The organism is Spirillospora sp. CA-128828 (assembly GCF_050945415.1).
Lineage (GTDB): Bacteria > Actinomycetota > Actinomycetes > Streptosporangiales > Streptosporangiaceae > Spirillospora.
This window is the reverse complement of record NZ_CP191986.1, coordinates 384,354-397,509: the sequence shown is the minus strand read 5'-3', so window position 1 is coordinate 397,509 and position 13,156 is coordinate 384,354. Positions and strand designations below refer to the sequence as shown.

Genomic DNA, 13,156 nt, shown 5'->3' with positions numbered 1-13,156 from the left:
CCGGACGGCTCAGAAGGGCAGCTCCGCGGGCGGCTTCGGCTTGGTGTTCGTCCAGCCCGAGGACCGGTCCAGCTTGTAGTTGATGACGAAGCCCGGCTTCATCTCGGCGTACTCGCCGCCCGGCTTGGTCAGCTCGTGCTGGACCGACAGCAGCGCCCCGGTGTGCCGGTCGAAGATGATCACGTCGCGGGCGCGGTAGCTCGTCTCGGCACGGTCGGCGGTCGCCAGGGCGACACCCGTACGGCCCAGCGGGTCGGTGGCACGGCCGATCGCGCGGAGGCCCGGCTGGGCGGCCAGCGCCCGCATCAGACCCGCCCGGACCTTGGGCGGGATCGGGCCTCCCAGCACCGACGCCGTCCGCCAGATCTGCGCGTAGGAGTTCCCCGGTCCGGACCCCCGCCGCCCCGACGGATCCGCGCCGGACAGACCGGCACCCGAGGGATCGGCACCCGACGGGTTGCCGGACGACGGGTCCCCCTGTCCCGAGCCCAGGAACAGCTTGGCGAGCTTGGCCGGGTCGGTCGGCAGCTTCTGCAGGTCCTCAAGCGTGGCCGGCCCGGGGCCCGGGCCGACGAACTGCCCGCCGCCGTCCGGGTTCGTGCCGACCTCCGGGCCGCTCGACCGCCACTTCGGCGCCCGGGTCGTGTAGGTGATGTAGCGGCCGTCGCCCCGGACGCGGAAGGTCGAAGGCGACCCGGCCTTGCGCCACAGCGCCTCGTCCCGCGCGGTCGCCGGACGGGCGGGCAGGTCCCGGTTGAAGTACGCCTCCCCCATTCCGGACTTCGCGCCGGTCCAGTTGAAGGACTCGGAGCTTGCGGCGGTGATCGCGTAGGTTCCGGTCTTCGCGCGGATGACGTAGGACTGGCCGTCGAACGAGTCGGAGTACCAGTACTTGCCGGTCGGCTGCGCTTCGGCCTTCTCCGCCGCCGCGAGCACCGCCTTCTTGTCCAGGTCCACCGCCGCGTGGGGCGAGGGTGGGGCGGGCGACCCCGATCCCACGGCCGCGATCGCCACCGCGGTGGCCGCGCCCACGGCGACCACGCCGACCCCGGCCTTGAGCCGCCAGCCGAACCGGACGCGCGTGCGCGGCGGCTTCCCGAACATCGCGGCGCGTGCCTCGGTCATCTCCCGCAGCGTCGGCGGTGTGGGCTCCCCGTACGCCTCGCGGACCATCTGCAGTTCATCCATGGCCGTTCTCCTGTTCACGCATCGGATTGGTGCCGCCGAGCGCGGCGCGCAGCTTCCGCCGGGCCCGGCTGAGCCGCGACCCGACCGTCCCGTACGGGATGTCCAGCGCCGCGGCGATCTCTTCGTGGGCGAGGTCGGCGAGGGCGACGAGCAGCAGCACGTCCCGTTCGCCGTCCGACAGCCCGGCGAGGGCGCCGGCCAGCCGGCCCCGCAGCCCCTGGGCGCTGACCCGGGCGTCCACCCGGTCGGCGTGACCGCCCTCGTCCCGGCCGGGGCCGAGCCGGGCGCGTGCCCGCAGCCCGCGCACCTCGCTGCGCCGGTGCTTGCCGATGACATTGGTCGCGATGCCGTAGAGCCAGGTCCGGACGGCGGCGCGGGACGCGTCGTAGCGGGCCCGGCCGTGGAAGGCCTCCAGGAACGTCTGCGCCGCGACATCGGACGCGGCGTCCGGGCCGAGGCGCTTGGCGGCGTACCCGTGGATCTCGGCGAAGTAGGCGTCGAAGATGTCGCCGAACCGCTCCGGGTCCCGCAGCGACAGGCGCAGGACGGCCGAGTGGTCGACCCGCCCCTGGCCCCCGTCCCGGGGCGGGTCTGCGGTGAGGGGTTCCCCTGTCATGTGATGCCTTTCCTTGGGGGATGGCGGTCACAGACGTATCACCCGAAACCCCTCACCGCTTTCACACGAACCTCAGCGGACCCGGTAGGCGCGGATGATGCGCTGGTCGATGCCGCTGCCGCCCGCGTCCTGCGCGCTGACCCGCAGCGACACGGCCTGCCCCTTGACGGGCGCCGGGAGCGGGGCGCTGAACCGCCCGCCGCCGAGGGCCTTCGCCTGCACGGCCTGCCACGTTTTCCCGTCGTCCACGGACGTCCAGAACCGCAGCCCGGTGACCTTCGCCGTGCCGGAGCCCGCGACCCGCGCGACGGTGAAGACGGCCGGTTCCCCCGCGGGCTGGTTCCGCAGATCCAGGCCGAGGTCGTAGTCGACGAGGAGCAGCGGCAGGAGCCTGCCCGACGTCCCGCGCGGCGTGGCCGAACGGAACGTCCAGGAGGTCGAGGTCCGGACCGACACCGGCAGCAGCGCTGACGCGTCGTTGTCGTAGGTCAACCGGTAGTCGGCAGGACCGGACGGGACGTCGAAGTCACCGCGCGGCCCATTCGCGCTGCCCACCTTCTTGTCACCGGACTTGTCACCGGAGAACAGCGCGAGTTCGCCGGTGACTCCCTCTACGCCGCAGTCGAATCCGTCCGTTCTCGTCTGCAGGTCGACCAGTTCGACATGGACGTGGTCGCCGGACCGGGTGGACGGATTCGGGGTGCAGGCGCTCAAGGTGACGCCGGATCCGGAGACCGGGCCGGGGCGCACCGGCTGGCGGCCCCACGTGTGCGAGATCCGTTGCCCCGGCCGCAGTTCGCGGAAGGGCAGCTGGTCGACCCACTCGCCGTTGGCGATCGCGCGCGGGAACGCCTCGTCGGCCCAGAGCATCCCCTTGCCCGTCGAGACGTAGTCGGTGCGGGTCGTCCCGGACGGCACCTCGCTGGACGCGTCCAGCCCGGCCAAGAGCAGGCCCTCCGGCGAGGTGCCGTAGCGCTTCTCCATGACGGCCTTGCCGGTGTCGCCGTCGAACGCCGCGAACCGCTGGTCGACGCGGGCCATGCGCGCCTTCTCCTCGGCGCCGACGACATGTGACGGGTCCGCGGGGATCCGGTCGCCGAGCGGGTGGATCAGGTCGTAGACCGTGCCGGGCGCGGTCAGGCGGTGGCTCGTGTAGGCGCGGAACAGGCCGGTCTTCACGCCGTCCATCGGCTGAGCGTAGACGGGAGCGGCCGACGGCTTGTCCGAGTAGACGCCGACCGTCCACAGTCCTTGGCTCGTGCCGCGGACGACGGACGCGCTCGCCATCGTCATCTCGGTAGACGCGCCCGCGACGCTCGCCTTGACCGGTTTGCCCGCGGGGCCGTCCAGCGTGACCGTCAGGTCGCGGTCGACGACCACCTCGGGCGTACCGGCAACGGCCGAACGCCAGGAGTCGCCCTTCGTGTCGTCCACGGTGCCGAGCACGGCGTACCGGCCTTCGGGAACGCGGACCTTCGTGCCCTCCGGAGTCGGGTCGACGGTCTCGGCGTACAGGCTCGCGTCGTCCAGGTTGACCACTCCGGAGTAGAAGGAGGAGTCGGCCGGGTCGGTGCCGGGCAGGGGGACGCCCTTCACGGTGAGCGTGTGCGACGGCGGCTCGACGTAGAACGTCACCGGCGTGTGGACGACGGTGCCGCCGCTCTTCGCCGTCACCTCCGCGGTGTAGAGCCCGGCGGGGAGCTTGGACGCGTCGATCCGCAGCGACGCCGACGCAGTGCCACCGGCCGGAACGTCGACCGCGGCGGAGGACAGGCTCGCCGCGCCGGGCGTGCTCCGGCCGTGCCGGTCGATCACGTCCACGCTCAGCGCCAGACGGGAGGCGTTCGCCTGGGACGTCCAGCCGAGTTTCGTCGTCAGCGCGTCATGCGCCGGGTACGCGGACGTCCCGAGATCCACGATGCTCTGGGCGGGCAGGACGGGGCTCGTCACGGCCGCGTTGACGTCCACGCGTCCTTCGCCGCGCTCGTAGACGTCGCCGCCCGTCGCCGGGTCGGCCGTCCCGACGAGCGCGGCCTTGAGCTGCTCGGGCGTCCAGCCCGGGTGCTTCGCGGCGAGCAGCGCGGCCGAGCCCGCGACGTGCGGGGTGGCCATCGACGTGCCCGACGCCCGCGTGTACAGCAGCCCGATCGGCGTGCCCAGCACGGTGCCCTTCGCGCGGGCCGCCGCGATCTCGACCCCAGGCGCGACGATCTCCGGCTTGGCGGCGAACCGGCCCATCCGGGGGCCGCGGCTGGAGAACTCCGCGAGCCGGTCCCGGCCGTCGACGGCGCCGACGGTGAGCGCCGCGTCCGCCGACCCCGGCGCGTTGATCGAGCCGCTCACACCGTCGTTGCCCGCCGCGACGACGAACAGCGTTCCGTGCTCGCCGCTCAGCTTGTTCAGCGCCTGCGAGACCGGGTCGGTGCCGTCGGACGCGTCGCCGCCGAGGCTCATGTTGACGACCTTCGCCTGCGGCGCCGCCCACTCCATGCCCGCGATCAGGCCGGAGTCGGTGCCGTACCCGTCGTCGTCCAGCACCTTGCCGACCAGCAGGCTCGCGTCCGGCGCGACGCCCTTGCGCGCGCCGGACGCCGCCGCGCCGCTTCCCGCGACCGTCGCGGCGACGTGCGTGCCGTGGCCGAACCGGTCGACGGTGTCGGGCGACTCGGAGAAGTTCTTGGACGCGGAGATGCGGCCCTTCAGGTCGGGGTGCGTGGCGTCGACACCGGTGTCGAGCACGGCGACCTTGGCGCCCGCGCCCGTGAACCCGGCCTTCCAGGCCCGCGGCGCGCCGATCTGCCGCAGGTTCCGGTCGAGCTTCGCGCCCGGAGCGGCCTTCACCGCTGTGGCCAGGGCGGTCGCCTTCACCTTGCCGTCCAGCCAGACGTGCCGGATGCCGCCCGTCGCCTTCAGCGACGGGCCGTTCATCCCGGCGAGCGACGAGCCGAGCCGCCGGGCGTCCTTCTTCGGCTGCCGCGCGGCGACGGCCCCGATGCTCGGCAGCGCCACGCCCTCGCGCAGCGTCCCGCCGCCGAGCGCCGACAGCGAACGCGCGCCGGCGGAGCGCTGCACGATCAGCGGCAGATCCCGGCTGCGGGCGTCGTCGTAGCCCTGCCGGATCAGGTTCGTGACGTCGAACAGCCCGGGGTCGAGCACCTTCCCGACCAGGCCGGCGACGTCCAGCGGGGTCACCAGGACGTGCCCGTCCGGCCGGGTGACCGTGCGGAACAGGTGGGCGTCGCGGCCGGGCGCGGGGGTGACCGCCACCATGGGCGCGCGGCCCTTGACCGTCCGCACCCGGACCACGTCCCCGGTCAGCAGGGTGACCTTCCAGGAGCGGCCGGGCGCGAGCCCGGCGGCCGGGGGATTGGGCCCGCCCGGCGAGGCGTGCGCGGCGGTCGGCACCACCGCGAGCACCCCGGCCGCGAGCAGCCTGCCCAGGAGGGCGCCGGGCAGGGCCCGGCTCCGGCGTCTGTGCGTCATCGAGTCTCCTCCACCATGGCCGTCCCGCGTTGGACGGTCGTTATTGATCACCCGGAAGGGCTGATCAACTTCACGGAGGAAGTCGCGATGGATCCCGGTTTCTTACAGGCGTCGTCGAGGGCGCATCAGGCAAAGCAGACTTCACCCTCTGCCTGCCAGGCCTTTCCACACCCGGAGTTACTGGCTCCCGCTTCGGGGGAGGGCGTTAGCCGCCTGGCACCGGACCGGAGGAGGGGCGACATGCCGTCAATTTCTGTGCGGGAGAACCGGGAGATCGAGGCGGCCAACGCCTCTCGCGACACCCCGGTCGTTTTCATCCACGGCCTCTGGCTGCTGCCGAGCAGTTGGGCCGACTGGGCGGACTTCTTCAAGAAGGCGGGCTACGCACCGCTGACGCCGGACTGGCCGGACGATCCGGAGACGGTCGAAGCGGCCCGGGCGAACCCGGATGTCCTCGCCAAGAAGACCTTGAAGCAGATCTCCGATCACACCACCGAGATCGTCAACGCCTTGGACAAGAAGCCGGTGCTGATCGGGCACTCGACCGGAGGCCTGCTGGCGGAGATGCTCGCGGGCCAGGGCCTCTCGGCGGCCACGGTGGCCATCGACCCCGGGATCTTCCGCGGCGTTCTGCCGCTGCCGGCCTCCGTGCTCAAGGTCGCGGGCCCATTCCTGGTCAACCCGCTCACGCGCGGCCGCGCGATCACGCTCACGTTCGACCAGTTCGCCTACGGCTGGGCGAACGCACTGGACGAGAAGGAGGCGAAGGAGCTCTACAACACCTTCCACGTCGCCGGCTCCGGGATCGCTCTCATGCAGATGGGCAACGCGAACCTCAACCCGTGGACGGAGGCGAAGGTGAACACGAAGAACCCCGCCCGCGGCGCCCTGCTGATCATCGACGGCGAGAAGGACCACACGGTGCCCTGGGCGATCGCGAACGCCGCCTACAAACGGCAGAAGCGCAACCCCGCCGTGACGGAGATCGTGAAGATCCCGAACCGAGGCCACTCCCTCACCATCGACCACGCTTGGCGCGAGGTCGCCCAAACCGCACTCGACTTCGTCAAGCGCTCCGCCAATTGACGCCAGGGCAGACTCACTGGCGGATGAATCAATGAGGTGGAACGCCGGTGGCGCCCGAACGTGCCGGTCACGTTCGGGCGCCATCGGCGTAGGCGCCGCCGTTCTTACGGCGACGGCCCGGGTCAGCACATGATGCTGACGTCCTTCGAGCGCGCCGCGCGAGATGCCGGGGTCTCGCGCACGGCCTTCTTGCCGGTGGCCGTGGAGGTGCAGCCGGTCACGCAGGCGCTGAGCGCCGATGTGGCGAGGCTCCTCTTGGTCGACGGGTTGAACGCCCCCGGGGTTCCCCTCTTGGGGATCCGGTGCACCCCGCCCTTGTTTCCGATGCCGGCGATCCGGTCCGTCCTGTTCTGGTAGGACCACACCTGCTTCTTCACCGATTTCGGCAGCGAGTGGCAGCCCAGCTTCGAGTTGTAGGTCACCTTCACTCCGTTGTAGTGCGTTTTGCTGTAGACGCAGAAATGGCCGGGGGCGCAGGTGCTGGCCGCGCCCACCGGTACGGTCGCCACCGTCATGGCCCCGTTGTCGTAGGACAGCTCGTGCGGGCCGATGCGGGTTCCGCCGGGGTTCTCTGCGGCGTACCGGGCGATGGTCCGTGCCCCGGAGTCGGCCGTCGCGGCGCCCGCGTCGGCCGCTACGGGACCGGCGGTGGCCAGGGCCGCCGCCACGCCGACGGTCGTGGCGAGCAGGCGAAGTACTTGCTTTCTGGCGGGCATCTGAGCACCTCTTTCATGTCGATGTGCGCTCCCCCGGTCGAGTCCGCGATGGAAGGCTGATCAACTTCATGGGGGAAGTGGCGACAGATCCCGGTTTCTTACAAGCGACCGGCTTCCGTGGCGGTGATCCGTTGCAGCTGGTATCACGATGCCGTCATGGTCGGTCCGAGCAGGAAGCGGTCGGCCTCGTCGAGCGTTCGCGGCTGTTCGGGTGTCACCGTCAGGACGTCGCGCCGGTAGTTGCGGATCTCCAGCACGCTGCCGGGGTCCGCCTCCACCGTGAGGCGCAGCCCCCGTTCCACCATTGCCCGTGGGTAGACCTTGAACGTCTTCTCCCGCACCGACGTGCGCCCGCCGATTTCCTCGAAGCCGTCCGCCCTCCGCAGGTCGAACTTCAGGTCGATGACGGGGAACGGCTCGCGGTCCCAGGTGGTGCACGGCATCGAGTTCCGCCCCTGGATCCGTGCCTCGACGAACGTCTCGGTGTCCTCGTCGCCGATCTCGCAGTCGCGGATCGGGAAGACCCTGCCGAGCCTGCCCCCATAGTTCACGGCCGTCAGCGAGGGCCCACAGAACAGCACGTGGTCGAATGGGCCGATCGGCGCGGGCAGCGGCACCTTGTGATGAGAGCGGCCGTCGAAAGCCAGCCCGACGCGCGGTCGGACGAAGTCCAGGAAGGCCGACGCCATCGCCTCGTCGTGGCCGGGCTTCTTCACCACCAGGGACAGGCCCCGGCCCTCGTCCTCGCCGACGATGTAGTACTCGTAGAACGGCCCGGGCCCGGCCTTGAAGTCGTGGAATCTCACGACCACGCCTGAGTGATCGGCGACCGGCTCGTACTTGTCGCCGTTCCCGACCATGTCGAGCAGCCGGACGTCCGCTTCGGTCTCGGGCTCCGCCTTCGCCCGCGGCGCCGCCGTCCCGGGCCCGGGCGCGACCTCGACGTATCCGCCCCGCTTTTTCTCGCTGATCTTCTTGGTGAAGTGGCGGAGTGCGTGCGCCCCATCGTCGAGCGTCATGCTCGACCCGCGCATGACGCCGCCGGCCACGCCCCAGCCCATGTGGCAGCGGATGCCGTCCAGGGTGATCTGCCAGCATCGGACGACGCCTTCGTCGTTCTTCTCGAAATACCGTGTCTCCGCCATGCCCCCCGCCTGCGTCAATGGAGAGTGTGGACGTCACCGTTCTTGATCCGGGCAGTCAGCGCACGCCACGCGGACGGCGCGACCGCCAGCACCGGTCCGTCCGGATCCACCGAGTCCCGAACGCCTACGACGCCGGGGATGTTGAGGGCCACCTCGACGCACGTGTCGTTGCCGGAACCAGAGTGGCTACTGATCTGCCACTTCGCCTCGGCCGGGAACCTAAGCATGGACATGAGCTTGGAACTCCTCCCGGATGGTGGCGATGAGCGCCACCGACTCATCTTGAGACAACGCCGCGCCGCCGATGCGGTCAAGCATCGAGCAACAGCGCCGCACCTGCATCATGTCCTCGACGTACATACCGCCCGCCATAGTTTCCACATACGCCGTGTCGAGTTCCAGCGGCGCCGAGAACTCGAACACAACCATCGAGCCTTGGCCAAGGCCGGGCCGGTATCCGAGCGCTATCGGCACGACGCGAAGCGACACCGATGGTTGCTCCGCCGCCTCCAGGAGCGCCGCAAGCTGGCCCGCCATCACGACCGGACCGCCGACAGGACGACGCAGGACCTCCTCGGCGAGAACGACGTCGAATTCGGGAGCGTCGGTGCGCGCAAGCCTGGCACGCCTCGCTATCCGGGCTTGCAACCGCCGATCGACCTCGTCCTGATCGTCCGGGTACTCGCCTGCGATCAATGTGCGAGCGTAGTCAGGGGTTTGCAGCAGACCAGGAGGAGCTTCCGTTTGCCATGACCGGATCCGGTTGGCCGCGTCCTCCAATTCGACATATCCACCGGCCAGGACGTCGTCGAAGGCCGCCCACCAGCCCCGGTTCCGGATGCCACGGGCAAGCTCCAGCAACGCGGCCCGGATCTCCCCCGGACCGCCATAGGCCTCCAGGATGTGCCCGACGTCGCCGACCCTCGGCATGATCGTCGCCGTTTCGATGCGGACGAGTTTGGTGCGGCTCCAGCCGAGGATTCCGGCGGCGACCTCAGGCGTCAGGTTCGCGGCTTCGCGGAGGCGCCGAAGCTCGGCGGCGAGCCGACGATGGCGGGCGGTCGGTCCGTGCTCAGCAGGCATGGCAGGCAGTCTCCCAGCGGTGTGGTCACCCTGTGTGGCTAATTCGTAACAGATCTTTTGCACCAGCGCTGGAATTCTTAACAAGTGCGGTTCATGATGGCACTGTTCCAACACGTAGTGAGGTCGAAGGAACGCGCTGCGTGGTCGCCACCGCATGACCCCCAGATGCGGATGGTGATCACGTGGGCCGTCGGTGCGGTGTCTGCGGGCTCGTGCCGGTCGGGATGTCGCGCGGCGGGGCGCACCCCCAGGGATCCCGCCGCGCGGCGCACAAGAGCGAGTCGCGCGCCTGCGCGCTCGTAGATACAGGGCGGCCCCGGGACAGGTGCTGGCACACCATTACGCCCGGGGCCTCGATCGGATGGAGGTCCGATCTATGGGCAACCTAGCCGATTGCTCCGCGACGGGATGGGTCTACCTCGACCCCGACGAGATCCGGCGAGAGCTGGAGGCCGCGTTCCCCGGCGTTCGAGCATGGCTCGGTGACTACACCGGGCACTGGTGGGCCCTGGCGAACGATCGCCTGGTGGAGGCGGACACCCCTCGCCAGCTCGCCGACAGGATTCACGACGTTCTCAGCATCCGGCGGGCGATACCGCCGCGGCGCCCGGTCTTCGGAAGGACACAGCGGCCCGGCGGGGCGGCCAGCTCCCGGTCACGGGAAGCGTCCCGTCCGGCCCACGCACGGCCGAAGCGGCGGCGGCGTGCCCTGTTCGGGGGTGGCCGATGAGGGCGCGGGCGGCGCACGAGCCGCCGCAGATGTACGCCTGGGACGTCGAGAACGGCCGGTCCGGGGTGACCGATGACATGGACGCCGCGATCACCTATGTCGATCTCGCTCTTCGTGGGGCGACCGCCGGTGTGTGCGGTGCGATCCGGCTCGTGACCGTGTCCACGTACGGCAAGAGCGAGTACATCGACCTCGGAGTCGTCGGCGAGGCGCGACGTGACGTCGGCGGGGTCTTTTGGACGAGGCGCTCCTCCTGGTGGGGGATGACCGAGCGGGCGTTCTCCTCCGTGCAGGTGATCCCTGAGCCGATGGGACCGTTCGGGGAACCGGAATAGGTGGCTCAATCGTCCTGTTGTAGAGGACGGCAGCAAAGTTGAGTCCGGTCGACTCAAGTCATTTGACAACGGACGGCCGGCCGGGCAATCTTGCGGCCTAGAGACTCAACCGGCGCGCCCTGGGGGCGACCGGGGCTGCGATAACTCCCGGCAACGGGGTTGACACCGGAAACGACGGAGGACGAGAACATGGCACGTGCGGTCGGCATCGACCTCGGGACGACCAACTCGGTCGTCGCGATTCTGGAGGGCGGCGAGCCCACCGTCATCGCGAACGCGGAGGGGTCGCGGACCACGCCGTCCGTCGTCGCCTTCGCCAAGAACGGCGAGGTTCTCGTCGGCGAGGTCGCCAAGCGCCAGGCGGTCACCAACGTGGACCGGACCATCCGGTCGGTCAAGCGCGAGATGGGCACCGACTGGAAGACCAAGATCGACGACAAGCCCTTCACCCCGCAGCAGATCAGCGCGTTCGTGCTGCAGAAGCTGAAGCGGGACGCCGAGTCCTACCTGGGCGAGACCGTCACCGACGCGGTCATCACGGTTCCCGCCTACTTCTCCGACCACCAGCGGCAGGCCACCAAGGAGGCCGGCCAGATCGCGGGCCTGAACGTCCTGCGCATCATCAACGAGCCGACCTCCGCGGCGCTCGCGTACCACCTGGAGAAGGAGAACGAGGCCACCATCCTGGTCTTCGACCTCGGCGGCGGCACCTTCGACGTCTCCCTGCTGGAGGTCGGCGACGGCGTGGTCGAGGTCAAGGCCACCAGCGGTGACAACCACCTGGGCGGCGACGACTGGGACAGCAAGGTCGTCGACTGGCTGGTCGAGAAGTTCAAGAACGCCAACGGCGTCGACCTGTCCAAGGACAAGATGGCGCTGCAGCGGCTCCGCGAGGCCGCGGAGAAGGCGAAGATCGAGCTGTCCGGCTCGTCCGAGACGCAGATCAACCTGCCCTACATCACCGCGTCGGCGGAGGGCCCGCTCCACCTGGACGAGAAGCTCACCCGGGCCGAGTTCCAGCGGATGACCTCCGACCTGCTCGACCGGACCAAGGCGCCGTTCCACTCGGTGCTCAAGGACGCCGGCATCACGGTCGACGGCATCGACCAGGTCGTCCTGGTCGGCGGCTCGACCCGCATGCCCGCGGTGTCCGAACTGGTCAAGGAGCTGACCGGCGGCAAGGAGCCGAACAAGGGCGTCAACCCCGACGAGGTCGTCGCGATCGGCGCCAGCCTCCAGGCCGGCGTGCTCAAGGGCGAGGTCAAGGACGTCCTGCTGCTGGACGTGACCCCGCTGAGCCTCGGCATCGAGACCAAGGGCGGCATCTTCACCAAGATCATCGAGCGGAACACCACGATCCCGACCAAGCGGTCGGAGACGTTCACCACCGCCGACGACAACCAGCCGTCCGTGGAGATCCAGGTCTACCAGGGCGAGCGCGAGATCGCCGCGTACAACAAGAAGCTCGGCACCTTCCAGCTGACCGGTCTGCCGCCGGCGCCGCGCGGCGTCCCGCAGATCGAGGTCACCTTCGACATCGACGCGAACGGCATCGTGAACGTCAGCGCGAAGGACCAGGGAACCGGTCGCGAGCAGTCGATGGTCATCACGGGCGGCAGCGCGCTGCCCAAGGACGACATCGAGAAGATGATGCGCGACGCCGAGGAGTACGCCGAGGAGGACCGCAGGCGCAAGGAGGAGGCCGAGGTCCGCAACCAGGCCGACACCCTCGCGTACTCGACCGAGAAGTTCCTGCGGGAGAACGACGAGAAGGTCCCCGCGGAGCTGAAGACCGAGGTCAACGACGCGGTCGCCGAGGTGAAGAAGGCCCTGGAGGGCACCGACGTCGACGCGATCAAGGGCAGCGCCGAGAAGCTGGCGCAGGTCAGCCAGAAGATGGGCGCGGCCATGTACGCGCAGAACCCCGAGGGCGCCCAGGCCGGCCCCGAGGACCACGGGCCGACGGCGGACGCCCAGGGCGGCGAGCCGCAGGACGACGAGGTCGTCGACGCCGAGATCGTGGACGAGGACAAGCCGAAGGAGGAGGGCCGATGACCGCAGCGAAGCGAGGATCTTCGGCCCTCCACCCCGGGGGCCTGGGGGTCGCCCCCCAGAAAGGCGGTGCGTCGTGACGTCCTCTCCTGGCGAGGGCGAGGAGAAGGAGGGCCCGGTGATCCGCGACAAGCGGCGCATCGATCCCGAGACGGGGGAAGTCCGGGCGCAGGCGGCATCGCCTGCCCCGGAGACCACTGCGAACGGGGGCGCCACGGTCACCGACGAGGAGACCTCCTCGCTCAAGACCCAGCTCACGGAGCGTCTCGCCGACCTCCAGCGGCTGAAGGCCGAGTACGACAACTACCGCAAGCGCGTCGAGCGCGACCGGGTCGCGGTCCGCGAGCAGGCCCTCGGGCAAGTGCTGTCCGAGCTGCTCCCGGTGCTGGACGACATCGGCCGCGCCCGTGACCACGACGAGCTCACCGGCGGCTTCAAGTCCGTCGCGGAGAGCCTGGAGGCGGTCACCGGCAAGCTCGGCCTGGAGCGGTTCGGGGAGAAGGGCGAGCCCTTCGACCCGGTCGTGCACGAGGCCCTGATGCACTCGCTCTCGGCGGACGTGACCGAGACGAGCGTCATCGACGTCCTCCAGCCGGGCTACCGGATCGGCGAGCGGATACTGCGGCCCGCGCGGGTCGCGGTGGCCGATCCCGACCCGGACGCCGGGCCGGACCGGTCCGGCGGCGAGCCGGGCGACGCGGACGACGAACCAGGCGAATGAT

11 protein-coding genes are annotated in these 13,156 nt (G+C 70.3%); 4 read left to right on the top strand and 7 right to left on the bottom strand.

The window, feature by feature from the left end; translation table 11 throughout:
• Positions 1-9 precede the first annotated feature (9 nt).
• The 3 genes from ACQPXG_RS02180 to ACQPXG_RS02170 form a co-directional block, all read right to left on the bottom strand.
• Complete coding sequence (locus ACQPXG_RS02180) at positions 10-1,188, bottom strand: CU044_5270 family protein (RefSeq protein ID WP_433465902.1); 1,179 nt, start codon at positions 1,186-1,188, stop codon at positions 10-12.
• Entirely contained in the window at positions 1,181-1,804 is a 624-nt protein-coding gene (locus ACQPXG_RS02175; protein ID WP_433465901.1) for an RNA polymerase sigma factor, read from the bottom strand. The genes ACQPXG_RS02180 and ACQPXG_RS02175 overlap by 8 nt, the downstream gene beginning before the upstream one ends.
• A gap of 72 nt (positions 1,805-1,876) precedes the next feature.
• Positions 1,877-5,287 carry a S8 family peptidase gene (locus ACQPXG_RS02170; protein WP_433465900.1) on the bottom strand — a complete coding sequence of 1,137 codons (3,411 nt, stop codon included), beginning with the start codon at positions 5,285-5,287 and terminating at the stop codon, positions 1,877-1,879.
• 240 nt (positions 5,288-5,527) lie between these two features.
• Between ACQPXG_RS02170 and ACQPXG_RS02165 the strand changes: the two genes are divergently transcribed.
• Positions 5,528-6,373 carry an alpha/beta hydrolase gene (locus ACQPXG_RS02165; protein WP_433465899.1) on the top strand — a complete coding sequence of 282 codons (846 nt, stop codon included), beginning with the start codon at positions 5,528-5,530 and terminating at the stop codon, positions 6,371-6,373.
• Positions 6,374-6,495: 122 nt separating this feature from the next.
• Here the strand turns inward: ACQPXG_RS02165 and ACQPXG_RS02160 are convergent, their stop codons facing one another.
• The 4 genes from ACQPXG_RS02160 to ACQPXG_RS02145 form a co-directional block, all read right to left on the bottom strand.
• Positions 6,496-7,089 carry a peptidase inhibitor family I36 protein gene (locus tag ACQPXG_RS02160; RefSeq protein ID WP_433465898.1) on the bottom strand — a complete coding sequence of 198 codons (594 nt, stop codon included), beginning with the start codon at positions 7,087-7,089 and terminating at the stop codon, positions 6,496-6,498.
• A gap of 143 nt (positions 7,090-7,232) precedes the next feature.
• Positions 7,233-8,234, bottom strand: a complete 1,002-nt coding sequence (locus ACQPXG_RS02155; RefSeq protein WP_433465897.1) for a hypothetical protein — start codon at positions 8,232-8,234, stop codon at positions 7,233-7,235.
• A gap of 14 nt (positions 8,235-8,248) precedes the next feature.
• On the bottom strand, positions 8,249-8,467 hold the full coding sequence (locus tag ACQPXG_RS02150; RefSeq protein WP_433465896.1) for a DUF397 domain-containing protein: 219 nt from the start codon (positions 8,465-8,467) through the stop codon (positions 8,249-8,251).
• On the bottom strand, positions 8,454-9,317 hold the full coding sequence (locus ACQPXG_RS02145; RefSeq protein WP_433465895.1) for a helix-turn-helix domain-containing protein: 864 nt from the start codon (positions 9,315-9,317) through the stop codon (positions 8,454-8,456). Before ACQPXG_RS02145 ends, ACQPXG_RS02150 begins: the two co-directional genes overlap by 14 nt.
• A 726-nt stretch (positions 9,318-10,043) precedes the next feature.
• Between ACQPXG_RS02145 and ACQPXG_RS02140 the strand changes: the two genes are divergently transcribed.
• From ACQPXG_RS02140 to grpE, 3 genes are all read left to right on the top strand, one after another.
• Complete coding sequence (locus ACQPXG_RS02140) at positions 10,044-10,382, top strand: hypothetical protein (RefSeq protein WP_433465894.1); 339 nt, start codon at positions 10,044-10,046, stop codon at positions 10,380-10,382.
• A 189-nt stretch (positions 10,383-10,571) separates the two neighbouring features.
• Complete coding sequence (dnaK, locus tag ACQPXG_RS02135; RefSeq protein ID WP_433465893.1) at positions 10,572-12,437, top strand: molecular chaperone DnaK; 1,866 nt, start codon at positions 10,572-10,574, stop codon at positions 12,435-12,437.
• 73 nt (positions 12,438-12,510) lie between these two features.
• Positions 12,511-13,155: a nucleotide exchange factor GrpE gene (gene grpE / locus ACQPXG_RS02130; RefSeq protein ID WP_433465892.1), complete on the top strand. Its 645-nt coding sequence runs from the start codon at positions 12,511-12,513 to the stop codon at positions 13,153-13,155.
• The last annotated feature ends 1 nt before the right edge of the window (position 13,156 follow it).